Source organism: Ruegeria sp. BB10, from assembly GCF_056535725.1.
Genome location: NZ_JBQFIW010000001.1, coordinates 3,046,553 through 3,070,725, shown reverse-complemented (window position 1 = coordinate 3,070,725; position 24,173 = coordinate 3,046,553). Strand labels below are relative to the sequence as shown.

Below are 24,173 nucleotides of genomic sequence, written 5' to 3'. Positions count from 1 at the left end.
AACAAACATGTGTGAAACGAATAGTTTCAATCACTGATATTGGTAATTCAAATGGTAAATCTGGATAGCGATTTGTTGCGCACCTTTGTTGCCGTCGCCGAAGCAGGCAGCGTCACGGATGGCGCCGCACGTATCCATAGGTCCCAATCCGCCACAAGCCTTCAAATCAAACGCCTCGAATCCATCCTCGGCCAACCCGTATTTAAGCGGCACGGGCGCGGGGTCGTCCTAAGCGATGCAGGTCGTCTGCTGTTGCCCGTTGCACATGAAGTGACAACACGTCTGGACGTGGCATTGCAGGACATTTCCCAAACGGCCGTGACGGGCAAACTGCGCATTGGCGTTCCAGATGATCACGGTCGAGTCAAACTGGCTCAGATTGTCGCAGCATTCACCCGCCACCACCCACAGGTCGAGTTGGAGGTGACCTGCGCTTTGAGCACCGGTTTCCCTGACGCCATCGACAAGGGGTCGTTGGACCTTGCAGTTTATGAAGTTGAAAGCCCAGAGCCTCATGAAGAGCTGTTGTTTGAGGATCCAACATGTTGGGTCTCATCCGCACATCGGGAGTTTTCAATCGATGAAACTTTGCCGGTGGCTGTATTCGATCACGCCTGTTGGTGGCGCGACGCGGCAATCGCTTCGCTAGAGCACCGCGCAAAACCATACCGCATTGTCTATTCCAGCCAGAGTGTCGCTGGTGTAATCGCGGCGGTCGAAGCAGGGATAGCGGTCGGCCTACTGGGGCGTTCCTCACTTCATGCCGGTCTATCGATAGTGGGCGAGACCCTTGGTTTCGGCAGAACGTCCACCTCGAAGTTGGTGATGGCGGCAGCCGGTTCACAGGAAACCGGGCCATTGGATGCCATGAAAACGGCTATCCGCTCTGCGTTTCTAACTAAAATCTAGAAGACGTGCCTTTTGGCCAGCCGACCGATCCACAAGCTCTTCTAAGTCTCACCGTAGCAAAACCAAATTTTTTTTGAAATTGGTGATGCGTCAGTTTCCCAGACTTTCAAACCAGTCAAGCGCTGTGGAGCTCCATCCTGTCGGGTAACCGTGCCCTCCGTCATGCAGAATGAATTCGAGACTACCGTATTCGCAGTTCCAGCGTTTGCGCCACAGACCCTCGGTCATTTCGTGATGTGCAGCATTGGGTGGGCATTTGTTTTCTTGTCGCCACACCGACAGGCCTTGCCAGATATCTGCCTGCGTGATGGTAACGTCAAACTCCTCGCTGTGTATTGCGCGACCTTCAAGCGGAACAACTTTGTCGGCAAACCCGTGGGTATGGAGCAAGTGTACCGGCTTTAGACAATCTTCGGTTGCCGGGAGCCAGAAACCACCGGAAGCCGGCGCGTAACCAAGCGCTATTTCCGGTGCAAGACAAGCAACTTCCCAGACCATTGATCCACCTCTGGAAAATCCTGTCAGCAACACCCGGCCCACATTCACGTTTGCACGAAGGGCAGCGTCAGCCAAAACCTCACGGAGAAATCTTACGTCTGAGCGAGGGTAGGTGTTCCAACCGTCTCGAACAGACCAGTCGGTGGGTTTACCATCCAACCATGGGAGCGCGGTTGGCGCGATAAATGCGTATCCCCGCTTGGTGAATTCTTCAACGAACGCCGAGTTCCCTACAATCTTCTCACCTGTACCGCCATAACCGTGCAGGTGCATCACAGCAGGTCCACCCTGCCAATCGTTCGGAAGAACGATATGATATTCTCCGGTTTCAATCTTGCACGAGTTTGTTTTGTCACCACAATCGAGGGCGATTGCCTGCCCTGAACTCACGAGTAAAACTAAAACGGCCAATACTTTGTTGTGCATAATGTCCCCCTCGGGGATTGATGTTAGCACACTACAACACAGAATTTCCCGAGAGAGCTTACTCGGGCAGCCCCACCAAACGAAGTCCATCCAGGATTGCGTCCCAACGTGTTGGGTCCTGAAAATGGAACCTGCGCACGCCGCTAACTCGGAAGTCCGGATCTGACGCAATTAGGGCATCCCGCGCCCTTTCGCCTTCATCAGGTAGACCAGCCTGACCGGCTGCGCTGGCAAGGTACATTTGTGCGACCGGCAGCCCCGGCGAATTTTGTAGCGCTCGGTTGGCGTTGGCGATGGCATTCTCGAAGTCGCCCATAACTAGATAAGTCTGGGCCAACGCTTGTGGGACACGGTGATATATCCGGTTCTTGGCAAGAGAAAACGAGCCCTTTTTGATGGACTTCAGCGCTAACTCTGGTTGGCCCATCAGGTTCTGAATCCAGCCCAGTACCATATGCCCCTGGGCGAACTGCGGACTGATTTCGAACCCGCGTTCAACACACCGCACCGCTGCTTCCAAATCGCCGGTAATACCGTAGTGAAAAATCCCCCGGATCAGGTGCAAGTAGTCGCTTTGGTCATTCAACGATACCGCCTTGCTCAAGCCGGCGTCGGCCGCTTCAATATCCTCCGTGTTTATCGGACGGTAACCCCATACCAATTCTCCGATCAACGTGTTCGCCTTCATCCCAACGGCCATAAAATTGCGTGGCTGGACCGTCAGGATCCTGTCCAGCAGACGGCCCGCCGCGTCCCATTCTTCGGGCTGCGATCCCATCATGTAATGCCCTGCGAGGTTCAGCATTGCCTCGGGATCGTTTGTCTCTGTCTCAGCCGCGTGCTCAGCAATTCGTTGCAGAATTCCGTATCGGATCGTTGTTGCGATTTCACCTGACAACAGATCTTCCGCCAAGAAGGGGTCGGAAAGATCACCGTTCATCCGCTGGGTCAGATAGGTTGCTGACGTGCTCGTCTCGCGTAGCTTTAGGGTGGTACGGACCTGGTTGCCGGACGCCTGAAACACTGCGGTTGCGATATGATCCGGGTCCGCATCGAGAGCGATCAGATCCAATCCGGTCAGATTGGCAAGCGCCGCCTCTACCGTGTGATTGCAGGCCTCTGCCAGCATCTTGGCATCATGATTGCTGCCAAGGGCTTCGAATGCCGCGAGGGCTATGGTCGGTTTCCTGGATGTACCACCGATGGGTGGTGTGCTGACACCGTTCTGCGCACCATCATGGTCGGCGGGCCAAACAAAGGCGCGGATCGGGCGCGAGATGTTTTTTAATGTCAATTCACCGACATCCGCAAATAGCACGTCCATTACGCCAACGATCTGGTCACGAACGGCAGCGGAGATGCAAATCCCGCCCGTCGGGGCTGCGCCCTCTAAGCGAGCTGCGAGATTCACACCGTCACCATAGATATCGCCGTCATCAACAACCACATCGCCTATGTGAAGGCCCATGCGGTAACTGATCTGCCGATCCTGAGGCGTGGATTCTTCCTCTGCGCGAACGGCTTCTTGTGCAGATATCGCGAAGCGAACCGCTTCCACTACACTAGAAAACTCGGCCAGAAATCCGTCGCCCGTTGACTTGATGATCTTACCACCTGCCTGCGCAACACCGGGATCAAACACGGACACGCGCAGTTCTTTCTGACGGGCCAGCGTGGCTTCCTCGGCGGCTTCCACAAGCCGCGAGAAGCCGACAATGTCAGCCGCCAAGATCGAAGTGAGTTTGCGTTTCAACCTTCGGCTCGCGTGTTCAAGGAAATCCAACCGGTTTTGTCCGGTTCGGTCACAGCGGCACCATCCCCTCCAAACGATGTCGGAACCGTCTTCCACTTCGGCAGGCCATCAGCCATGTCGAAAACACGCTCGCCGTAGAAGATGTGAAAGGCCGGCTCGAAGCTCAAACCGGATTCGGCCAGCGACATTGCGTAGACCGCTACAATGTCCTTTCCGGGTTTGATATTCACCAATGCACCTCCGCATTTGCCGCAGGAAACACGATGGCTTTCATCATTCTTGTCCGAGTGAACCGTCGGTCCTGACAACGAGACATTGTCTGCCGACCAGAGGCACCAGGCATTGACCGGCGCCGAATGCCATTTTCTGCAAGAGTGGCAATGACAATAAGCCATGACCATCGGCTCACCGGCAGTAGAAACACTACATGCGCCGCAATAACAGATTCCTCGGTAGGTTTCAGAATCATCACTCATTTTCCATCTACCCCCAATCGAATAATGGCTGTTAACGCAAGTTTTCCGCCACGCCTTCTTCTCCAATGCACTGCCAGTTATACATTCCAATTACCGGGTCCCAAAGTGGCTTATTTACCTCTGAAACTGCGCTATCGAAGGTGCCGGAGGTGCTTCCAACTTCGCGCACCTTATCGCGTTGCGGATGCCTAAAGATGCAACGCAATCGCGAGATCGTGGAGCAAAACTTACAAAATCCTAAGACCCGGCTCGCCATTTCAGGCGCTCGCCACGCCAATGCATTCAAAAGACTGCGTTGGTCAGAAGGTCAAAGGATAACGGCATCCAAGGACTTTGGATGTTCCGTTATTGCCTCCCAACCATCTTCGGTGATTATGAAACTGTCGCCAACCTGCGCACGAAATGTATCGACTGACACTGAACCATCAACAGCGAAAACCATCCCTGGCTGCAACACTGTCGTGTCGCCGGTGACGAGCTGTGGTTTCTCCAAAAAGCTATAGCCGGTCGCGCGACCACACCGGAACGGGTATTCAAAACCCGCCCCCTGGATAACCTCGGCATAGGCGGTATGCACACTTTCGGCAGTCACACCTGGTCGCAGCTCTGCCAGTGCGGCGGCCTGACTTGCCACGGCAACCTCATAGATATTCTCTTGTTGTTTGTCCGCCACCTCACCAATCCAAAAGGTGCGGTCAAAACCCAGTTTGAAGCGGTGAAAATTGGTCATGCCGCAAAAGCACAAAAACACCGGCTCGCCTCGTTTCATGATCCGGGTTGAGGCGCGATGATGGGTTTTGGTGATGGTGTCGCCCGACGCCATTATTTGCAGAAAATGAGTGTTGGGCGACATGTCCGCGTCATCGTAATGCGCCACTAAAAGCTCGGCGGCCTTTCGTGTTCCAGCCTGGGACGTGGCAATCGCAACTTCGAACTCCGGCACTCCGTCTGCAATGGCGTCGCGTCCGGCTTCCATCATAGCGCTTGCAACTTGCCCGGCATGCCGGGCCAATTGAAGTTCCTGGGCGGATTTTATCATTCGCATTTCAGCCAATATCGGTGTGGCGCTGACCAGGTTTTCCACCGGGACCAACGTTTCCAGATATGTCCGCACAACAGGCGGCATGTGATCAGGCTCGATCCCGACGCGCTTTGCCATTTTGACCGCTTTAGGCAGTTCCGATCTCCACTCTTCGCCCATACCGTCATTCCAGGCCGCGATACGATCAACATGAGCCGCCGAACGTGCCGCGTTCAGGTCTATTGTCGGCGTGATCAGCAGGCTTTCGCCTGATCGGTGCACAATCAGGATGGTTGGACGCCCGAACTCCATATGCAGGTAGTCATAATAGCCCGTCAGATAATAAACGTTGTCGTCATCGGTGATGAGAGCAACGTCGATTCCGGCTTCTTTCATGTGAGTGCGAAAGCTTGTCATCCTCCCAGCAAACATCGTCAGTCTCCATCCTGAAGGTGTCAGTTGAGCTTCTCAAATTGAGTTGCGTGATCGAGACGGTAGAACACGTTTGGTCCACGGTCTATAAAAGCAAAGTCAAGCACCTGTCATGAAGCTTCGCCAGCATTTCATCGGAATTACTTCTCGGATCACTGTTTTTCCCGTTAAAGCCTATCATCAAGCTTCAACCATACGGTGATACGCCGCCGTAAATTAAACAGCAGCGCTATCCGCGATCTACCTCCAAAGCCATTTCCCTTAGGTGTCGCATATCCGTACCGCAGCAACCGCCAAACACCCTGATAGACGGGTTCTTCCGCAGGACATCCGCAATTTCTTGGCCGAGCTGCACGGGATCTCCTTCATCCAAGGTATCGGCCTCATCCAGTTCTGCGTGCGAACAACTTGATGCATTGGCAACAACACCTTTGAGCCTTGGATGCGCGTTGAGCGCGTCGGCAAAGTGCGTCGGGTGTGCGCAGTTGACCATGTAGAACAGAGCCGCGCCGTCTGTTTCTGCTTCGATCTGGTCTATGGCATCAACAAGCTTGGTGCCGTCAGCCAAACAGCCATCGGTTTCGACGACCAATGACAAAATGATCGGTAAATCAATATCTCTTGCAGCCAGAACACAGCCAGCAGCCTCGCTTAGGCGGTTGAACGTGTACGCGGTCACCAGATCAACACTGGTTTCTTTCAGAACAGCAAGTTGCGCACCGTGGTAACTACGCGCCGGTTCAACTGTCATGGGCGGGACATCAGCGTAAGGATCGTATCTTGGGCCGACGCAGGCGGAAACCAAAACGTCATCCCGACCAGAAGCCTTGCGCACCTCCTCCATCAGTGCGACACCATCCTTGTTTACCTCACAAAGACGTTCAGCATCGTAGCCCAAAGGTGCAGCACGGTCGGCATTGGCCATCCATGTCGGTGCGTCGAGAATGCACCCAACACCCATATCGCCGGCCAATTGCACGAGCGCTTGCATTTGTCCGGCCAGAACAGCCCGGGTGTCAGGCTTCTCCAGCAAGGGAAACGACGCAAAACCCGGAAGCTCGATACCGTGGTTAAAGATCAGGTCCGTACCTGTACCTGCATAAACCAAAAATTTCTTGTTCCCCTCGCCTGGAAGTCTCCGCGCCATTTTGCACCCCTCGAACACCGGCATTACTCCGCATCCACAATAACAATGATCAGATCTTCTGCAAAACCGAGGTGTTTACTTGTCCGTTCGGACGCTTTCTGCATTTGCGGTATCGGCTAGGCATATTTAAGCGCGAACCGCCGGAGATTCTGAACAAGCGTGGCTGTACCGTTCTAACCTATAGCCGGTCCTTGTTACCTCGGAGCGGCAGGTTCAAGCTGACACAAAGGACCGGCCGTTCTATCCTTTCTAGGTGGAGGAGAAGACATGAGTGATAAGATCGAAGGCGGCTGCAAATGTGGGCTGGTGCGATACTCTGGAATTCGCTCTGATCTTCCGATGTTTCGATGTCACTGCCGAGATTGCCAGCAGCTCACCGGCTCGGGACATTCAGAGATGGTGCCACTTGTGGCCAAATCTGTTTCGATTGGTGATGCGCTCAAAACATTTGAAATGGCAGGAGGATCAGGGTTGTCGACCTTTAGCGGTTTTTGCCCGAACTGCGGCTCACCGCTGATCCGTAGAAGTGAACGGATGAGTGACTGCATCTACGTCCATGCGGCATCAATGGACGATCCTTCCAAGTATCATCCGGCGAAATCGATCTACAGCGAAGCAGCTCAGGCTTGGGACGAAGCAGTGATAACAACTGAAGGGGCAGGCACAAAGTAACCTCGAATGTCTTTGTTTACTTCCGCCTGAACGCGCGTTGCCAAATCCGCACGTATTGCATCACGCCGTTCTTTCGGCTGACGCTTGAGGAGCGATGCCGCACGCACTGCACCACCATCAAAAACATCAAAAAGCATCTTAGGATCTGAAACGCACAATTCGCTTGCAACATCGATAAGCCGCACATTGCGGAAACCTGCATTTTCGACCATTGGTTTGGCAATTCCACTGTCTACGAGCATGTGCGCATCCGGGCCCGCAGGCAGAGAGATGGATGGGTCGGCCAGGCGTTCAACAGCATCGAACAGCCAGCCAAACGCGCCATCTGATCCTTTGCCACGCCAAATCGAGAAGGCAACTCTACCGCCCGGTTTCAGCACTCTGTTTACTTCTCTGAAACCGCGTTCGGGGTCTGGAAAATGTGGGACGCCGAACCCGATTGTGACCGCATCAAAGGTGTGATTTGGAAACTCCATAGCCATTGCATCACCCTGAACGAACCGCGCTGTTGGCACAGCTGATTGGGCGAGCTCAATCATCGGCTCAGAGAAATCCAAGCCCGTTACATCTGAGCCGCAAGCCACAAGCTCTGCTGCCACGACACCGTGTCCGGTGCACAGATCAAGCGCTTTGCAATTCGGCCCGGCAGCGACTTCGTCTGCAAGCTTTCTAGCAACCAGGCGCGTCGCCATTTCAAAGCCGTCGGCATACCCTTTAGCAATAGACGGATCCGCCCATCCTTGGCGTTCCATTTTCTCAAAGTCCGCTGTATCAGTCACTTCAGCCCCCCAAAGCTCCAAAATGTGGCAAGGATACACTCAAGCAAGGTTCGGGCCAGATATGTTTTTCAAGCCTTGTCAGGATCGACCCGGATACTCGCCATGTAATCGCGAGTGCCTGATCTTTATTAAAGGACGAGACTTGAAAGCGGTTGTGATCCGTAGTGGATGGATTCAATCTCAATAATGGGTTTGCAGTTTCTGGAGTGACCCGATGGACATAGTTCGACTTTCCGAACGCCTCATGGGTATGAAGGACGAGGTTTGGTTGCGGCATGCAAACCCTTGGTCAGTCTGGACCCGCGTGCTGACACCATTACCCCTTATGGCGTTGGCGATCTGGAGTCGGGCGTGGATTGGCAGTTGGGCATGGGTTGCCGTCGGAGTGGTTTTAGTCTGGACCTGGATCAATCCGCGTGCGTTCTCCCGACCCAAGACCTTCGAAAGCTGGTCAGCCCAAGGTGTATTGGGCGAGCGTGTCTGGCTGCGATACCAAGACAAGATTGCGGCTCATCATATTAAAATGGCCAAAGCACTTGCCTATGTCAGCGGATTGGGTTTGCTGCCGTTTGCATACGGTCTTTGGGCGTACGACTTAGGATTCACATTCCTTGGCATTGTTGTGATCTCGGGCGGCAAGATGTGGTTTGTGGATCGCATGGCGTGGATCTGGAGCGACTTTCTGCGTGATGGTGGGTCGTTGGAAGACCTGGCGGCTGGGACGTAGGCCCAGTCACTTATCTTTCTACGCCAGCCGCCAAAGTAGTGGCCCAATTTTAGGGGGCAAAGACAATCGACGATTTGCAATGAATTGGTAGTCCGCTTTTTTGAACAACCATCCTTCCGAACCAAGTGGATGTGAAGCTGTTTTTCAGACGGTATTTGTCACAATAGAATATTCGATTTTGAATATAAAAGTGGATTCATGGCATCCCTGTATGTTCTCCTTAGCGATTAAAGAGGGGGACGGATAAATGAGACGACTATTCAATATCGGGTCAATTTGGCTATTTCTTTGCATGGTGACCCTCACAGGCGCTTTTTCTGCCAACGCCCAAGAAACGACGGATGCGCAGGAAGCTGTCGAAGTAGAGCAAGACGAACTTCTTGATGAGGTCGTTGATGCATCCATTTCGGGCGAAGATTTGGAAATTCTACTTGTCCCGTTGACCGCAAAAGAACTTTCTAAAGTCGCAGGCACTTGGCAAGGTATTGTGCGCTCGCAACTCGAAGAGGTCGCTCAGATTAATCTCGGTCTTCGGACAGCAAGTGGGGAGCAAGAAAACGACCTCCGGTCACAATTGGCGTCCCTAAGTGACTCAGGATCGGCGCTTTTGAACAACTATCGGTTGGTGCTTGAGGCGTGGACACTGAAAGGGGCCAAGGCAGAAGACCTGCAACCCCATTCCGACTACATCCTTGCATTAAAGGCAGGGGCGCTCAAAACAACTGACTTTCAGACACTATTTCAAAATGCTTGGGCCTGGTTGTTCTCCTGGGAAGGGGGTGTTGGCCTTTTGATGGCTGTTTTGGGTGTTTTGCTGGCTGTCTGGGCCATGATGTTTGTAGCCCGAATGGTGCGCCGCGTCACCGAACGCGGTTTAGAAAAAATTCCGACTATTTCGAGGATGCTGAAGAGATTCATCGCCACAGCAGTATTCTGGGCTGTGTTCGTTCTTGGGATACTCGTCGTCTTGGCCTTATTTGGAGTGAACGTCACTCCGCTTTTTGCCGTTCTTGGTGGCTTGTCTTTCATCCTAGGCTTCGCGCTTCAGGAAACCCTAGGCAATCTTGCGAGTGGTCTGATGATCATGGTTTTGAAGCCATTTGATACCGGTGACTACATTCAAGTCGGAGGATCATCCGGCTTTGTGGATGAGATGTCTGTGGTTTCCACGAAGATCCGTACGTTTGACAACCAAATCATTATCGTCCCGAACAGTAAGATCTGGGGCGACGTGATTACCAACGTCAGCGCCTCAGAAGAACGCCGGGTCGATTTGGTCTTTGGCATCGCCTATTCAGACAACGCGGCGCAAGCAATCGACGTTCTCAAAGAACTGGTTTCAAAACACGAGCTCTGTTTGAAGACACCCGAGCCCGAGGTTTTCGTCGGCGAGCTGGGAGACAACTCTGTCAATATCTTCTGTCGCCCGTGGTCCAAATCTGACGATTACTGGACCGTCTATTGGGACCTGACGGGGCAAGCAAAGGAGCGGTTTGACGTAGAGGGGATTTCGATACCTTTCCCACAGCGCGATGTTCACCTGATACCCGTAGAGGGAGCAAATTCATGAGAGCTTTTGTAGTTTGGTTCACGACTGTTTTGTTTGCCAGCAGTGTCGCGTTCGCCCAGTCAGAAGAACCGCTTGTTCCGACTGAAGAAAGAGAAGATTCTGAATTTGTTGCTCCAGTGATTGTAGATGGGGAGGAACTGTTCGTCGTTCGTGGTTCGAGTGCCCTTCCTGCAACTGAGCGGGCCGACAAGGTTGCAGAGCGCGTTTCTGAGGTTGGTGACGCTTCTCAGAGTTCGAGCATAAATGTTGAAATCATGGACTCTGAGTTCGGGAAACTCATTAGAGCCGATGGCCAGATGATTACAACGACGACCCAAGCGGATGCCGAATATGAACAGATGGACGTCGAGAGTTTGGCCGCACTACAAGCCGAGGCTATTGAATCCGCGATCCTGCAATATCGTGAAGCGCGATCCAATGAAGGGCTGGTAGACAGCGCGATTGTTGCCGTTGCCTGGACAGTCATATTCGCGCTGGTTTCCTACGGTTTCTTTGCTAAACGGCGAAAGCTGTTGGACTACATCAGAAGCAACTTGGAAAAGAGAGCAGAAGGTTTTGAGGAAGCCACAAAATCGATTCTAAGAAGCAAGGCTATTGCCTCCATCATCGTTTACGCATTCCACGTTTTGATGTGGGTCTTCTTCCTCTTTTTCTTCTATTACTACCTTTCCTTAGTTCTGCTTTCTTTCGCGGAAACACAGGGCCTAGCCCAAATCCTGTTGAAATATGTCAGTGAACCGCTGGTCACTGTGGTTTTGGCCATTGTCGGGTACATTCCCAATCTGATCATGCTTGCGATTATAGCCGCTGTGACTCGGCTGGGAATTCGAGGCCTCGATCTTTTCTTCGAAAACATTGAGAGCGGAGCCTTTGAGCTAAAGGACTTCGAGGATCATTGGATTGCACCAACAAAAATGCTGTGCAGGGCTTTGTTCATCGTTATCGCGTTGGTGTTTGCATACCCTTACATTCCTGGTTCCGACTCTCGCGCCTTCCAAGGTTTGACTATTCTTGCCGGCATCATGGTTTCGCTGGGATCCAACACAGTTGTTTCAAATATGATGGCCGGTCTGTTTGTCATCTACAGACGCAGCACTAATGTGGGTGATCGAATTCAGGTCGGTGACAAGATAGGCGACGTAACAGAGATCAAACTGATGGAAACACTCATCAAATCGATCAAAAACGAGATGATCAGCATTCCAAATGCCCAGCTGCTCAATTCCGAAGTTGTGAACTACTCACGCAAAGTGGATGGTCGGGGGCTATTGGTGCACACGACGGTGGGGATTGGCTACGAGGAACCTCCCAAGAAAATCAAAGCGATGCTGATTGAGGCGGCACACCGAACTCAAGGGCTGAGAAAGAGCCCGGAGCCATTTGTGCTTTGGACCCAGTTGGCAGATTACGCGATCAACTATGAAATCAACGCGTACACTTCTCGTGGATCGAGTTTGCCAAAAATCTTGTCGGATCTTCGTGAGAACATTGTCGATGTTTTTAATGAAAACGAAACTCAAATAATGACTCCGTCTTACATCGCTGATCCGCCGGAACCCAAAATACCTTCAGCTGATTGGGATGGTGAGCTTGCTCACATATCTGACTAACAACTCGTCAGGGGCATCTGTGAAAATTCAAAAACGCAATACCGCCGTCGTCGGATTGGATTGATTGACATTGAGCAATGATTAGAATCAAACAAGAAATCTTCAGAACTCAGCGAGGCTCAGGATGATCAAGTGGGTACTTTCCGCAACTGTAGTGCTTCTGCCTGGGTTTGTTCACGCAGCCGGGATGGAACAGTGGGGTGAGTCCGGCGACTGGGCAATTCTCGTCGATCCAGAAAAAGGCAACGGTTGTCTCGCGTGGAGAGCCTTTGAAGACGATATGACAGTAGAAATTGGCGCTGCACCAAACCAGGCTGGCGGCTTTTTTGCCGCCTACAATCCGGCCTGGGTTCAAGTCGAGGACGGTGCGACAGGCATAGTAAAATTTGATTTTGGTGATGCGCAGTTCGAAGGTGAGGCCGTAGGTGTCTACAAGAATGGCGTGCCCGGTGGCTACGCCTTTTTCGACAACCCGGCGTTCGTAACGGAATTTGGAAAACGCCAAAGCGTTACAATCATTGGCGAAAGTGGGGCCGAAGTGGAGCTAGACCTCAGCGGGTCTGCAAAAGCCATTGAGGCCGTTTTGGAGTGCCAGGCCGAACAGCCAGAACCGCTGAAGAATTAGGTTGCGACCGACTACTGCAATTGGTTGATGTCTGGCACGCAAGGTTGCCTGTTTACTGGCATCGCATCAGCGCCCTCTGGAGCCTTGTTCCTAGACCCGCCCACATCCAGCTTAAACTTCGGTGATGAAAGCTGACCTGTCACATCAAATGGCCAAGCGCTGCGGGACAGAGGTTTGCCGACACGACGGGGCTCCGCTCGTATCGCAATTGTGTCATTCACCCAATCTACCTGCCCGCCGGCCACCAACTGAACCGAAGCTGTCTCAATGACGATGGAGTTTGTGCTTACCCGCCCGGCTTCAATATTAACAGGGGCCACGACGCAAGTGATGTCGGTATAACCTTGCCGCAGCTCTTCAGAGAACAGCCAAGGGAAAATACCAAGCCCCGCCAACTCCAGCAAACTGGTGCTGACGTAGCCTTGAGACATTGACAAAGACGCATTGCCACGCATGGAGTTGATGAAGGCCCTGCCAGAAGCGGTACTGCCCGAAACGTTGAATTCACCACTCAAAAGCCCGTAGGCATCAATTCCAATCCCTAACTCATCAAGGATCTCACCGAACTCCCACCCTGAGGTCGACCCCGACAATGAAAGCCAATCAGGTGAGTCAATCAGATCCATGACCGCCCGCAGGCTGAAGGTTCCGCCGCCATAAGCCATCTGAAGAGGTCCGAAATCCACGGTTCCGTCTTTTGCAGACAATTGGCTGGAAACAGATGTTACGCCTTGCTGGCCTACAATCTCTTTGAATTCGATCTGTACCTCGACGTCAGCTTCTCGCAGCACGCGTTGCACATCCAGAAGATCGGCAGGCTTCCCTTTTTCCTTTGGCAACACCAAGGGCTGGACGTTTGTCTCCTTAGACAAAACCAAAGGCTGAACTTCGGCTTCAGGTTCTTTTGGGGTCTCCCCTACCAGGCTTTTCAATTGGTCCAGCACGGCAGTTAGGTTCTTCAGGTCGTTGAGATCGAGCCTCTCGCTGGTAACGTTGCCGCGAACAACAGAAGAGCCATCCGGAAATTTTGCATCCAAAGCCGCTAGAAGCTGCGAGGAGCCAGCTTCGAACTCTATTGCAGCATTAAAGTCCTCGCCCTGCTTTGAGGTTTCAGCATCAATGGTGAGTGCGCCAATTTCGACAGGTTGCAGGTTGAGCGCGGTCAGAAATTGAGCACCATCGCCCACCTCCAGGTCCACGTCGAAATCAAGCCCAGCCAGCCCTTTGAGCTCATTGACTGATAGTGCAAGGTCGAGCGCCCAAAGATCCGTGTCATAACTGGTCGCGTTGAACCTGTTTAGTGATACCGGGCCTCCCGCATTGGATATGCTGAAATCTGCCTTAATGCCGCCAAACTGGTCGACATAGCTTTCGTCGAGGTCGGGTAAAATCAATTTGGCGGGCCCGTTCAGCGTGCCATCAAAACTCACGTCCTGAAGCTGAAGCAGGTCGAGTATTTCGCCTTCGGCTTTTAGCACCGGCTCCTCAATTGGGCCGGCTTGCAAGGTAATGCCCAACATCGCGAGGCGGCCGTCCGGCATGCGGCGAATGCTCTCGATAGAGGCTGGGCCGATCACGTCCAACCCTTGGTCAAAGGCGTTGGTTTCGAACAGTAGCTTCTCAAATTCGAAAGAGGCGAGGGATCCGACCATATGCATTTCAAAGCCTGTAAACTTGAGATCTTGAATACTCCTTGCCGCTTGGGGCGGTTGTCCCGCTGGGTGAAGTCGCGCATTGAAAAGCAGATCGACACCTTGAGCTGTATAGAGATCATCAACAGAACCTTCAGCTTCGAGTTTTTGTCCATCTTCAAGGCTTACGGTTGTTGTAAATGTTTCGATTGTTAGGACGTCCTGAGACACAAGTTCAGCTTGCAACTGGCCATTACCTTCCAGAACTCGTTCCAACCCCATGACATCGAGAAAGTCGCCGAATTCACCAGTATCCATCTCCAGGACAGCCCGGTAACCGCCACCTTCGTCTTCCGCGAATGGCTCGCCATCGTAGCGGACAGTCATTTCTCCAAAGCGGGCCCGCGTCGTAAACGGCGCGTCATGGGGATAGTCGCCCTCGATTTCGAAACCTTGACCGTTGACGGAGCCTGTCCCCGAGACCTTTGTCCTTTGTTCATCAGCTGCTTGTTCGAGGGCGAGTGACTGAAGATCAAACACAAACGAAAAACCTGAAACCTGGTCGTCAATGTTCAAACCGATGGATGTGAAGCTGACGTTCTTGTCGCTGAGAAAGGTAAGAATCCCACTGCTCTCTTTGCCACCAACTTCGGACGTCTCGATTTCGGCCTCAGTATCCCGATTGTCCTCTGCCAGCGATCCGTTGGTTTGAGACGTTGGCATTGGTCGGCGTTTTCGCCAGCTTGTTGTTCCATCAGAGGCTGTAAGAAAGTTTGCCTGGAGACCGTCCACCAAAAGGTTGTCAAAGTGCAGACGTCCGTTGGCCAGGGCGGCAACGTCCAGTTCCAGTTCAAGGAGCTTTAATTCTGCAAGAGGTGTATCTGGCAGTGTCTCGCTGGGGATTACAACGCCACCGACATAAATGTGGGTAGTGCGACCAAGTGCGACGCTCACATCGTCGTTGACCAGAAGCGGCTGCCCAATTTGTTCCGAAAGAACCTTTTCCACAAGGTTGCGTCGCATATCTGAGAACAACGGTGCAGCAAGTAGCAACCAAACAAATGCGATTGCTGCAAAAGCGAGTAGCGCAACGAGCCCAAGTATCTTAAACAGCCAAGTCCTCATTTGCTTCCCTGTGGTCGCTTTCACAATTCAGTTTAACCGCAAATCGGAAATCTCCAATCTTTCTGGCAACTAGGGTCAGGACTCATATCCAATAGATAACGAGTGCTGCGAGGGCGATTGTTGACAGGAAGACCTTCGGGCACCTGTCGTAGCGGGTTGCCGCACGCCGCCAATCCTTCAACCTGCCGAACATGATCTCGATCCGGTTGCGCCGTTTGTAACGACGCTTGTCGTACTTAACCGGTTTCTTCCGCTGCTTCCGGCCAGGGATGCAGGCGCGCATCCCTTTGTCTTTCAACGATTCCCGGAACCAATCGGCATCATAGCCACGATCCCCGAGCAGCCAATCGACATCCGGCAGGCCGCTCAGCAGTGCCCGCGCACCAACGTAATCGCTGACCTGACCGGCGGTGATGAACAGGTTGAGCGGACGTCCCCGGCTGTCGCAGATGGCATGCAACTTGGTGTTCATGCCGCCTTTGGTGCGACCGATCAGGCGTCCACGCCCCCTTTTTTGACGCCCAAACTGGTCGCGGTACGGTGGGCCTTCAGGTAGGTGGCATCGATCAATCACAGTCTTCTCCTCACCGTGTTTGGGAGCCAGACCGGCCATCATCCGGGCGAAGATGCCTTTGTCGCTCCACCGCTTCCAACGGTAATAGAGCGTCTTGTGTGGACCATACGCCGAAGGGGCATCGCGCCATCTCAACCCATTGCGATTAATGAAGATAATGCCGCTCAACACACGTCGATCATCAACGCGTGGTTTGCCGTGGGACTTGGGGAAGAAAGGCTCAAGACACGCCATCTGCGCATCCGTCAGCCAGAAAGATCAGACATGGTCACCGCTCGATTTTCGAACCGTGAATCACGCAGCTAAGCGGAAATCAATGGGTCCTGACCCTAATATCTCCGACTACAAAGTCAGAGTATTCGAAGACGAAGCCCCACATCTCGACATCCCTGCTCAGGATGTGACCGGCTGGATCAAGGGGCACACACGCCGTAGCAGCGTTTGGTATCTGGTTCGAAAAATCGCCGAGTTGGCAATTCGGGAAAATGAAACAACGTCTGACAACGAGCAGGATGTGTCGTCGGATGACACCCAACAAAACGAAAAATGAGGATTTGGAGCCGTCTCCCGTCCTTCTACACCATTGCAAACTACTTGCACTGGGGGACGAGGTTTTGCAGAATTACAGCCTCTCTTGAAGAAGCGCCCACATGCCGAGAGCTGGCTTCCGAGGCGATATAGTATTATGAAAAGTTAGCCAATTGCCCGAAAGCGTCGGATACAGAGGGGAATGGGAATGTCAGAAGAAAGGCCCAATGAAACTACCGGAGAATTCGAGAAACGCAGCGAGGTAGATGCGATCACGGTGGCCTTTCTCCTCGTCAAAGCGGACCTAACGCAGCTCAAGGCGAGGACAACTGGGCTGTTTGTCCTCCAAGCTTTTCGCGCAGACGAATGGCATAGTTCCCCAACGCTGAAACCGACTTCGAGCAAAGTCAGCAACCGGCCCTGTGCACTTTCGCATGGTCTAAACACGTAGCGACCAGTATGAAATAGAAAGGAGGACAACAGGTGGAGCGAAAGCTGGCGGCCATCCTGATTGCTGACCTTGTCGGCTTTACCGCCCGAATGGAGCGGGACGAGAAAGGCACGCTCGAAATCCTCTCAGCGCACATTGAGGATACTGCTGTTCCGCTTGTCGGTCGGCATCACGGTCGCATTGTCAAACAGATGGGTGACGGTCTGCTCGCCAGCTTCGACAGCGCTGTCGATGCCGTTTCTTGCGCGGTTGAATGGCAAAATGTGCCAGTAGTAGGCTCCGACCCGCTTCGCTTTCGCATCGGTGTCACTCTTGGAGACATTATCATGCGCGACGGAGATGTTTTGGTTCCGGTGTGAACCTTGCGTCGAGGTTGGAGCAGCTTGCCCCGCCCGGCGGTGTGTTGGTGTCTGACGCTGTCTATCGTGTGGTCGGGAACCGTATACCGGTCGCCTGGGAGGATGCTGGTCAGCACACAGTAAAGAACGTCGCCGAACCGGTACATGCTTGGCGCATTGGCGGATCAAACGCAGTATGCGCTGAACCGCCAGGCCTGAATCAGGAAAAGCCACTATTGCGGTCCTGCCCTGCAAAACATGAGTGATGACCCCGAGCAGGCATTCTTCAGCGACGGGATTGCGGAAGACATTATTGTGGGCTTATCGCGTTTTCGGACACTTAAGGTTGTTTCCAGAAATGCGTCTTTCAGGTTCCGGACACAGGACACAGATCCGGCCAAAATCGCGGAGGCTCTCGGCGCAGATTACCTGGTTGAAGGCAGCGTGCGGAAGGCCGGCAGTCGCGTGAGAATCTCGGTACAGCTCGCTGACGCGCGTACGGGCACTCAACTCTGGTCGGATCGATATGACCACGAACTGGAGGACGTTCTGGCGGTTCAAGACGAAGTGGCCCGAAATATCGTCGCAGTGTTGCCGGGTAGGGTCCAAAACGATGTCGTCGACCGCTCGACACAGAAACCAACGGATCAGATGAAGGCCTATGAACTGATGCTGAAGGGCAAGGCACTACGCGACGGCTTGAACGCACGAGATACGGCCAAGGCCAGAGCTTTGTTGGAACGAGCGGTCGCACTCGATCCGAGCATCGCGCGATCTTACATGTATCTTTCGGACACATATGTAATAGACTTGTGGCTTGGGCTGGCAGACGCTGACGCACCGGCCCACACGTTGAAAATCGCCCGAAAGGGCGTGGCACTGGATAACCGGGACGTCTACATTCAGGACCAACTTGGTTTTCCTATCTCTGTGCTGGCCTTTGGGATGAAGCAGAGGCACAATTCAATAAGACACTTTCCATGATAGAAAACGAGGCGGAGTCGATGGCATGGTGCGGCTACGCTTTCCTACTGCTCGGCTTGCACGAAAAGGCGCGCGAAGTAGTTTCGGAAGCGATGGCGCTGGACCCGCTGCATCCGCCTGCCATCGACTGGATTATGGGACAGGTCGAATTCTTCAACGGCAACTTCGAAGCAGCGCTTGGTTTTTTGATGGGAGCAGCGCGGCTCAACTCATTGGCCACTGCCTTTGTCGCCGCGTCTTACGCGCAGCTCGGACGAGCGCGAGACGCCTCCGACGCATTGCGAGAATTTGTCACCGAACGGCGCGATGAGTTCACAAGTCGAGGTATTGTGGTTGATGATGACACAGTAGAAAGCCTTGCCCGTGGATTCTGGTCGATGTGGCGGCGACCGGATGATTTCAAACGTCTTGTGGATGGGCTACGGCGGCAGGATTGACTGGCTGACGCTTACCGTAACTCTTTTGCTCAACCGCTGCGTCATCAAATGCAAATGTATCTGTATCCCGTTTATTTGGCTGATTGCAGCTCGGAGCGGTCGTTGGAATTTAATAGCCAAAGCTGAGTTTAGCGGTGCGTAGCCTTGGCGGCCGTATTTTTAGCTTCAACAAGAATCTCCGCGTTGGAACAGCAAACGTTCAAGGGCGCACGAATGTAGACCTTGCAGGTCGTTGCCTCTAACGTAACTTTCGCGGGGGGCTGACAGTGAAGCGGAAACTTGCAGCGATTTTGGCAGCTGATGTTGTTGGCTTCTCACGACTCATGGGGCGTGATGAAGAAAACACGCTACTACGCCTAAACCTTTTACTTTCTGAATTGGTTCAACCCCAAATACGCGAGTCCAGAGGGCGAATTGTCAAGTTGATGGGCGATGGTTTGTTGGCCGAATTCACCAGTGTGGTCGACGCGGCAGAGTGCGCTATTGCCATTCAACGAGCAATGCAGGACCGAGAACCTGACGTGCCCCGCGTGCAACGCATTCAATTGCGGATCGGCATTCATCTGGGAGATGTGATTTCTGAAGGTTCAGATGTTTTTGGCGAAGGCGTCAACGTAGCCGCAAGATTGGAAGCAATCGCAGAACCCGGAGGCGTCTGCATTTCCGAGGATGTATACCGTCAAATCAAAGGAAAGGTCTCCGGCAGTTTCAAGGATCTGGGTGAGCAAGATCTAAAAAACATCGAGCATAGGATTGGCGCCTACAGCATCGATCTCGACCCGGCGCGCCTGTCACCTGAGTTCTACGAAGTTCTGACAGGTGAGCAGTTGGAGTTGCCGGACCAACCGTCAATCGCCGTCCTGCCATTTCAAAACATGTCAGGTGACCCAGAGCAGGAATACTTCGCGGACGGAATTACCGAAGACATCATCACTGCCTTGTCGCATATCAATGGCCTCATCGTGATGGCGCGCAATTCGACATTTGCCTACAAAGGAAGGTCTGTCGATGTAAGACAGGTCGGACGGGAATTAGGTGTTCGTTTCGTCCTTGAAGGGAGTGTTCGAAAGGCGGGGCAGCGGGTTCGCATCACCGGGCAGCTTATTGAATGCCAAACCGGGTCGCATTTGTGGGCCGACCGGTACGACCGTCAGATTGAAGACATTTTTACCGTTCAAGATGAAATCACACGCGAAATTTCCATCTCATTGGCGGTCAACCTTACACACGGACAAGAGCTCCGGCTTTGGGCTGATCAAGCGCCTAACTTTGAGGCGTGGGACTTAATGATGCGTGGAATCAGTGAACAATACAAATTTACAAAGAAGGAATCTCTCCGCGATTCAGCTCTACCGGAAAGCGGTTGAGCTTGACCCGAGAACTTATCATTCAGAACGGGCCTTGGCTGGGCGTTACAAGCCGGTGCCCGCCTTGGGTTTCATCAAGATCCGAAGGCGTCAACTGACGAGGCCCAATCTATCTGCGACGCATTGTTGGCGATGAAAATGTCCCGGCTGATGTCTACGCACTGCAAGGGTATATTTTCACAAACGAATCTCGTTTTGATGAAGCCAAAGCCTTTTGTAATGAAGCTATTGAACGGCAACCCAGCGTCTCGCTTTCTCATGCCATGCTGGCAATTGCGTACAATAGTTGTGGTGAATTTGAGGAAAGCCTGAACAGCATGCGAAAAGCCATTCGGCTGTCGCCCTACAGCCCGGACTGGTATTTTAGCCATTTGGGGATGCCTATCGCGGGTTAGGTCAGCTGGAGCAAGCAAGAACAGTTTACCGGCACTTGGAAACCCGCCTGCCTGGCACCTTGTTGTGCCAAATCCGTTTGGCAGCAATCCACGCTGATCTTGATGACACCGAAAATGCCACGAAAGCAGTAGACGCAGTTCTTTCAATCGACCCGCAATTTTCAGTGCAAACCTATACCGGCCACATGGTCTACAAGACTGAAGCCCTGCGCAAATTCTGGGCGGATGCTATGCTAAAGGCCGGTCTACCAGAGTAGCGCCGCAGTATTGTATTGGGTTGTAGAGATCAGAAGATTGTTTTGGTTGCTACGAATTTGCTTAGCGCTTTCATACGCAAATCGAAAATTCGGATCATGCACAGTATCGACTAAGATAGCTGTCAGCTCGAACCGGACATTCGACTCTAACTTCATCGACGTAGCGCTGCCCAAAAAACAGTTCTATGTATCGCCCACAATTGAACCTTTGGGCTGGACGTCATTTGCATATGACCAATTGCCAGACCGAATTTAAGTTTTTTGAAACGGTCGGTATAAGCTTTCTTGAGCACTGGGCTGCGTCGAGCAAAGAGAGAATTGGGTATGCTTTCCCCGGCGAGACGCCAGAATTCGAGGCCTGCGGCGTTAAAGTGTGGCCCGATGAATTGGAAATTCAGATCCTTGCAGAGTTGATGCCCTATTGGACTTGCAGCGATGGCAGCTAGGTCTTTTAAATAAACTTCCTTTCCACGAGATCTTCCAGTACTTTTACAAACCCATTTAGCAGATGAAGCGCAGATTTTTGATGTCTTTGCGCGATGTAGACACCGGCGCAATAGCCAAAATAATCGCCAGGAAGAACCGGGCGTCGGAGGGCTCCCAGACTGAATTCAGCTTCAACCAATCGGCGCTCGCGGAACCTAGCTTCCAAATCTTCATCCAGGAAAATGAGCGAGATATGAGCGGCTAATTCATCTCCAATCATGACATAAACGCCAGACATCGCCCCATCCTTTAGAATCTCCGCCCAGATGGGATCGCAGGCGGAGAACCCGTCGGGAAACTCGCGAGCGCTTGCCAACTCCAAGGCCTGAACGGCGGCATCGGCAAACTCGATAGATCCGTATTCCAACGCCACTTCGTGTTCGCGAAGAACCCGGTAGGAGGCCTGCTTTCCAATTGAACGGCTTTCCCAATCCTCACGGCAAGCCACAACTTCATCCCGCGTCCATCCGAGCTTTTCTATCAAAAGGTGCTCCAGATCACCTCGGATGTAAGACAGCGAACGCTCATATTTGCTAACCGCATCTACACTTAATCCCAGCAAAGCAGCCAATTGTTCCTGTGACATTCGACCATCCTTACCGTTGCGAGCTCGATGGCTTCGAAGTTTGTCGGCGAAGATGGACGAAGGGGCGGTCATGTTGTCTCCGAAATAGTCGTGCCGCTGCTTATCAATATGCCTGACGATAGGTGATTGCCCAAGTGACTTACGGATGACTTACGGGTTCAGGCGGATCGCGTCTGTGGCCCAGTTCCTTCAGACCAGCCAAGCTCGGCGCATAAACAGAAAAGGAACCAGCTATGTCACGTCGCATTAGTCAGCTACCCGGTTCGCTCGACGCTATTTTCTTTGGGTTTGCATCCGAACCCAAGACCCGGTGCCGTCGCAGACCTGAGACCAGTTATCCAAAACGAATGAGGCGCGTTGGGCCTGTTTCCCCAATGCGCCGCCACCGGTTTAAGGAAACCTTGACTGCTAGATCGGTGCCACAATTTGTGAATTCGATGTACCAGTCAGTTTGTTGGCATCCCAGCCCAAAGTGGCCCTTCAAATTCGAGCTTTGCAGGCACTAATATGCGCGATCAAGCTGCCGGTTTTGCCGGGCAACTTAGTTCCGGCACCGCTATTCTGGCAACCCTGCCCGGCGAAGTGCCTCAAAGTAGCGTTCAGCGCCTTCAGAGCCACCATAGTCCACGTTGCTACGCCACTTCGAAATCGTCTCACCAGGTTCCATTTGCAGCATTTGCGCCAAAGCAGCAGACGCTTCTTCAGGTTCCCCAAGCATTGCGTGAGCAGCAGCCCTCGTGCTGTGAAGTGCGGCATAGTTTTTGAGAAGCGCAAACCTGCCTCAGCGTAGCCGATGGCATCGCGGTCTCGACCAAGCATAACGCAAGAGGTGGCAGCACCTCCGGAAGCACCTACGAAAACGGCTCCATATCGGCCCAACCGAAGCGCCGTCTGAAAACAGCTTAATGCCATTTTAGGAAACCCGGCCCAGTTGTATCCCCAACCCATAAACAAATGCAGGCGGGCATCTAATGGCGCTCGTTGCCTGATTTGCTCAAGCGCCACGGAAAGTCGATCAGCATCCCCGTCCACATTATAGTCCGCCACGGCAACACTCAGATCAAGCGTTGGGCTTTGACCTGCCATGTGTCGACCGGCCTCAATCCAGTGTGGTAGTTTCTCGTAATAAGATGACAATTCGCGTCGAAGATCATAGGTTCTCGCGCCATTCATTGTCCAAATAGCTTCGGCATAGGCGGCAGCGAGGGTTGGTTTGGCTTCGATGGCCCTGGCGTGGTACGACAACGTCTCTTCATAGCTGTCGATGCTGGCCTCCGACCATGTGATCATGCCCATCAAAACGCACTGTTCGGCCGTCAGTTCTTCTTCAGGCAAAGCGGAGAGCTTTGCGGTCAGCGACTGGATCAATATCCCACTAACCGCATCCAACAGTTTTTCTACAACTTCGTCTTGCCAATCAAAGATAGCTTCGACCGAACCGTCGAACTTCTGAGTCCAGATTTCAGGACCAGAAGAGTCATTTAAGCGGGCTTCCAGACGCAATCGGTCGCCGTGTCCACGCAGCACGCCGCGAAGTGCATATCCCTCGGATGCTTCCGTGGATGTTATTGCCGCGTTTAACCAGTTGATCGTTCGAAAATAAGAACCGAAATCTGAAGTAAGAGCTGCGGCCGTTTCCTTTAATTCGGTTCGTTGGTCGCTGCACGTGACAGGATGAATGGATAGCTTTGGCAAGCTCGTCTCTGTGAAAGAATGCGAGCTTTGCGATGCGCCAAGTTGCGGTCCATTGTGAATCCACACATCCAGGCTGCGCTGGATGTTCTTGAGCTTCTTTTTCCCAACTGCTTTGAAAGCGTCTGCCAGAGTGTGTTCAAGGTTCAAATGTACGGGTTCAGAAATTGCGATGCCACCGGTTGGCGCAATACTCTCAAGCCGTGCCGCAATGTTTACACCGTCACCTAAGATGTCGTCACCTTTTTCAGTGATGTCGCCCACATGAACACCAATCCGCATGTTCATTAACGAGTGTTCAGCCAACTGCTCTTGTAGCTGCATTGCTGCGGTTACAGCTTGCGCCGCGCTGTCAAATTGCACTAGCCAACCATCGCCCATGCTCTTTACGACACGACCTGATTGGCCTGCTATCGTTGGGGTGACGATGTCGCTTTCCAGGTGATCAAGCATTAGAATTGTGGCTTGCTCGTCTTTGTGCATAAGCGCCGAATACCCAACGACATCCGCGGCTAGAATTGCCGCCAACCTTCGTTGCAACTGTTGCCCCTTGTTTGACATACGTTCGACGATAGTTGATGCGGCTCCTCACTCCAACCGGCAGGGACATTGTTCGCTCAGCGCTCGTTAATGAATATCTCTGCTTTCTGGCATCATCGACTACGGGACGCCAAATC

The 24,173-nt window shown here is 52.8% G+C and carries 22 protein-coding genes; 12 read left to right on the top strand and 10 right to left on the bottom strand.

Annotated features, from left to right (window positions below):
* Positions 1–51: 51 nt before the first annotated feature.
* Positions 52–909, top strand: a complete 858-nt coding sequence (locus tag ACR3EP_RS15770; protein ID WP_480638615.1) for a LysR substrate-binding domain-containing protein — start codon at positions 52–54, stop codon at positions 907–909.
* A gap of 90 nt (positions 910–999) precedes the next feature.
* Here ACR3EP_RS15770 and ACR3EP_RS15765 read toward each other — a convergent pair whose 3' ends face one another.
* The 5 genes from ACR3EP_RS15765 to ACR3EP_RS15745 all read right to left on the bottom strand — a co-directional run bounded on the left by ACR3EP_RS15765 (position 1,000) and on the right by ACR3EP_RS15745 (position 6,686).
* Positions 1,000–1,833 (bottom strand): CE1 family esterase, encoded by an 834-nt coding sequence (locus tag ACR3EP_RS15765; RefSeq protein WP_480638614.1) that lies wholly within the window; start codon positions 1,831–1,833, stop codon positions 1,000–1,002.
* Positions 1,834–1,891: 58 nt separating this feature from the next.
* On the bottom strand, positions 1,892–3,586 hold the full coding sequence (locus ACR3EP_RS15760; protein WP_480638613.1) for an adenylate/guanylate cyclase domain-containing protein: 1,695 nt from the start codon (positions 3,584–3,586) through the stop codon (positions 1,892–1,894).
* Positions 3,583–4,062, bottom strand: coding sequence for a GFA family protein (locus tag ACR3EP_RS15755; protein WP_170361929.1), 480 nt, complete (start codon positions 4,060–4,062; stop codon positions 3,583–3,585). Before ACR3EP_RS15755 ends, ACR3EP_RS15760 begins: the two co-directional genes overlap by 4 nt.
* A gap of 307 nt (positions 4,063–4,369) precedes the next feature.
* Positions 4,370–5,500, bottom strand: coding sequence for a M24 family metallopeptidase (locus tag ACR3EP_RS15750; protein WP_480638612.1), 1,131 nt, complete (start codon positions 5,498–5,500; stop codon positions 4,370–4,372).
* Between the two features lie 244 nt (positions 5,501–5,744).
* Positions 5,745–6,686: a homocysteine S-methyltransferase family protein gene (locus ACR3EP_RS15745; RefSeq protein ID WP_480638611.1), complete on the bottom strand. Its 942-nt coding sequence runs from the start codon at positions 6,684–6,686 to the stop codon at positions 5,745–5,747.
* 243 nt (positions 6,687–6,929) lie between these two features.
* On the opposite strand from ACR3EP_RS15745, the gene ACR3EP_RS15740 reads away from it, so the two are divergent.
* On the top strand, positions 6,930–7,334 hold the full coding sequence (locus ACR3EP_RS15740; protein WP_170352124.1) for a GFA family protein: 405 nt from the start codon (positions 6,930–6,932) through the stop codon (positions 7,332–7,334).
* Here ACR3EP_RS15740 and ACR3EP_RS15735 read toward each other — a convergent pair.
* Positions 7,283–8,113, bottom strand: a complete 831-nt coding sequence (locus tag ACR3EP_RS15735; protein WP_480638610.1) for a class I SAM-dependent methyltransferase — start codon at positions 8,111–8,113, stop codon at positions 7,283–7,285. The genes ACR3EP_RS15740 and ACR3EP_RS15735 overlap by 52 nt on opposite strands.
* A 214-nt stretch (positions 8,114–8,327) precedes the next feature.
* Between ACR3EP_RS15735 and ACR3EP_RS15730 the strand changes: the two genes are divergently transcribed.
* From ACR3EP_RS15730 to ACR3EP_RS15715, 4 genes are all read left to right on the top strand, one after another.
* Positions 8,328–8,840 (top strand): DUF6653 family protein, encoded by a 513-nt coding sequence (locus ACR3EP_RS15730; protein ID WP_480638609.1) that lies wholly within the window; start codon positions 8,328–8,330, stop codon positions 8,838–8,840.
* 247 nt (positions 8,841–9,087) lie between these two features.
* Positions 9,088–10,410 carry a mechanosensitive ion channel family protein gene (locus tag ACR3EP_RS15725; protein ID WP_480638608.1) on the top strand — a complete coding sequence of 441 codons (1,323 nt, stop codon included), beginning with the start codon at positions 9,088–9,090 and terminating at the stop codon, positions 10,408–10,410.
* Positions 10,407–12,020: a mechanosensitive ion channel family protein gene (locus ACR3EP_RS15720; RefSeq protein WP_480638607.1), complete on the top strand. Its 1,614-nt coding sequence runs from the start codon at positions 10,407–10,409 to the stop codon at positions 12,018–12,020. Before ACR3EP_RS15725 ends, ACR3EP_RS15720 begins: the two co-directional genes overlap by 4 nt.
* A gap of 124 nt (positions 12,021–12,144) precedes the next feature.
* Positions 12,145–12,645, top strand: a complete 501-nt coding sequence (locus ACR3EP_RS15715) for a hypothetical protein (RefSeq protein ID WP_480638606.1) — start codon at positions 12,145–12,147, stop codon at positions 12,643–12,645.
* An 11-nt stretch (positions 12,646–12,656) separates the two neighbouring features.
* Here the strand turns inward: ACR3EP_RS15715 and ACR3EP_RS15710 are convergent, their stop codons facing one another.
* Together ACR3EP_RS15710 and ACR3EP_RS15705 are read right to left on the bottom strand one after the other, a co-directional pair.
* A complete protein-coding gene (locus ACR3EP_RS15710) occupies positions 12,657–15,401 on the bottom strand; it encodes an AsmA family protein (protein WP_480638605.1) in 2,745 nt (914 codons plus the stop codon).
* An 82-nt stretch (positions 15,402–15,483) separates the two neighbouring features.
* The gene (locus ACR3EP_RS15705; RefSeq protein ID WP_480639039.1) at positions 15,484–16,224 is read right to left on the bottom strand and encodes an IS5 family transposase; all 741 of its coding nucleotides are present in this window, start codon (positions 16,222–16,224) and stop codon (positions 15,484–15,486) included.
* Positions 16,225–16,291: 67 nt separating this feature from the next.
* Here ACR3EP_RS15705 and ACR3EP_RS15700 point away from each other — a divergent pair, with 67 nt between their 5' ends.
* The 6 genes from ACR3EP_RS15700 to ACR3EP_RS15675 all read left to right on the top strand — a co-directional run bounded on the left by ACR3EP_RS15700 (position 16,292) and on the right by ACR3EP_RS15675 (position 20,475).
* Positions 16,292–16,525 (top strand): hypothetical protein, encoded by a 234-nt coding sequence (locus tag ACR3EP_RS15700; protein ID WP_425082217.1) that lies wholly within the window; start codon positions 16,292–16,294, stop codon positions 16,523–16,525.
* Between the two features lie 461 nt (positions 16,526–16,986).
* Complete coding sequence (locus tag ACR3EP_RS15695) at positions 16,987–17,313, top strand: adenylate/guanylate cyclase domain-containing protein (protein WP_480638604.1); 327 nt, start codon at positions 16,987–16,989, stop codon at positions 17,311–17,313.
* Between the two features lie 444 nt (positions 17,314–17,757).
* Positions 17,758–18,276: a hypothetical protein gene (locus tag ACR3EP_RS15690; RefSeq protein WP_480638603.1), complete on the top strand. Its 519-nt coding sequence runs from the start codon at positions 17,758–17,760 to the stop codon at positions 18,274–18,276.
* The gene (locus ACR3EP_RS15685; RefSeq protein WP_480638602.1) at positions 18,273–18,713 is read left to right on the top strand and encodes a tetratricopeptide repeat protein; all 441 of its coding nucleotides are present in this window, start codon (positions 18,273–18,275) and stop codon (positions 18,711–18,713) included. Before ACR3EP_RS15690 ends, ACR3EP_RS15685 begins: the two co-directional genes overlap by 4 nt.
* Before the next feature lie 266 nt (positions 18,714–18,979).
* On the top strand, positions 18,980–20,080 hold the full coding sequence (locus tag ACR3EP_RS15680; protein WP_480638601.1) for an adenylate/guanylate cyclase domain-containing protein: 1,101 nt from the start codon (positions 18,980–18,982) through the stop codon (positions 20,078–20,080).
* A gap of 107 nt (positions 20,081–20,187) precedes the next feature.
* On the top strand, positions 20,188–20,475 hold the full coding sequence (locus ACR3EP_RS15675) for a tetratricopeptide repeat protein (protein WP_480639038.1): 288 nt from the start codon (positions 20,188–20,190) through the stop codon (positions 20,473–20,475).
* 708 nt (positions 20,476–21,183) lie between these two features.
* On the opposite strand, the gene ACR3EP_RS15670 is transcribed toward ACR3EP_RS15675, so the two are convergent.
* Positions 21,184–21,804: a hypothetical protein gene (locus ACR3EP_RS15670; protein WP_480638600.1), complete on the bottom strand. Its 621-nt coding sequence runs from the start codon at positions 21,802–21,804 to the stop codon at positions 21,184–21,186.
* 480 nt (positions 21,805–22,284) lie between these two features.
* Positions 22,285–24,057, bottom strand: a complete 1,773-nt coding sequence (locus tag ACR3EP_RS15665) for an adenylate/guanylate cyclase domain-containing protein (RefSeq protein ID WP_480638599.1) — start codon at positions 24,055–24,057, stop codon at positions 22,285–22,287.
* Between the last annotated feature and the right edge of the window lie 116 nt (positions 24,058–24,173).

Bases quoted from the DNA above. Each gene is read 5' to 3' on its own strand.
- ACR3EP_RS15770 (WP_480638615.1), top strand. From the start codon at position 52: ATGGTAAATCTGGATAGCGATTTGTTGCGCACCTTTGTTGCCGTCGCC.
- ACR3EP_RS15765 (WP_480638614.1), bottom strand. From the start codon at position 1,833: ATGCACAACAAAGTATTGGCCGTTTTAGTTTTACTCGTGAGTTCAGGG.
- ACR3EP_RS15755 (WP_170361929.1), bottom strand. From the start codon at position 4,062: ATGAGTGATGATTCTGAAACCTACCGAGGAATCTGTTATTGCGGCGCA.
- ACR3EP_RS15750 (WP_480638612.1), bottom strand. From the start codon at position 5,500: ATGACAAGCTTTCGCACTCACATGAAAGAAGCCGGAATCGACGTTGCT.
- ACR3EP_RS15745 (WP_480638611.1), bottom strand. From the start codon at position 6,686: ATGCCGGTGTTCGAGGGGTGCAAAATGGCGCGGAGACTTCCAGGCGAG.
- ACR3EP_RS15740 (WP_170352124.1), top strand. From the start codon at position 6,930: ATGAGTGATAAGATCGAAGGCGGCTGCAAATGTGGGCTGGTGCGATAC.
- ACR3EP_RS15730 (WP_480638609.1), top strand. From the start codon at position 8,328: ATGGACATAGTTCGACTTTCCGAACGCCTCATGGGTATGAAGGACGAG.
- ACR3EP_RS15725 (WP_480638608.1), top strand. From the start codon at position 9,088: ATGAGACGACTATTCAATATCGGGTCAATTTGGCTATTTCTTTGCATG.
- ACR3EP_RS15720 (WP_480638607.1), top strand. From the start codon at position 10,407: ATGAGAGCTTTTGTAGTTTGGTTCACGACTGTTTTGTTTGCCAGCAGT.
- ACR3EP_RS15715 (WP_480638606.1), top strand. From the start codon at position 12,145: ATGATCAAGTGGGTACTTTCCGCAACTGTAGTGCTTCTGCCTGGGTTT.
- ACR3EP_RS15710 (WP_480638605.1), bottom strand. From the start codon at position 15,401: ATGAGGACTTGGCTGTTTAAGATACTTGGGCTCGTTGCGCTACTCGCT.
- ACR3EP_RS15700 (WP_425082217.1), top strand. From the start codon at position 16,292: ATGGGTCCTGACCCTAATATCTCCGACTACAAAGTCAGAGTATTCGAA.
- ACR3EP_RS15685 (WP_480638602.1), top strand. From the start codon at position 18,273: ATGATAGAAAACGAGGCGGAGTCGATGGCATGGTGCGGCTACGCTTTC.
- ACR3EP_RS15670 (WP_480638600.1), bottom strand. From the start codon at position 21,804: ATGTCACAGGAACAATTGGCTGCTTTGCTGGGATTAAGTGTAGATGCG.
- ACR3EP_RS15665 (WP_480638599.1), bottom strand. From the start codon at position 24,057: ATGTCAAACAAGGGGCAACAGTTGCAACGAAGGTTGGCGGCAATTCTA.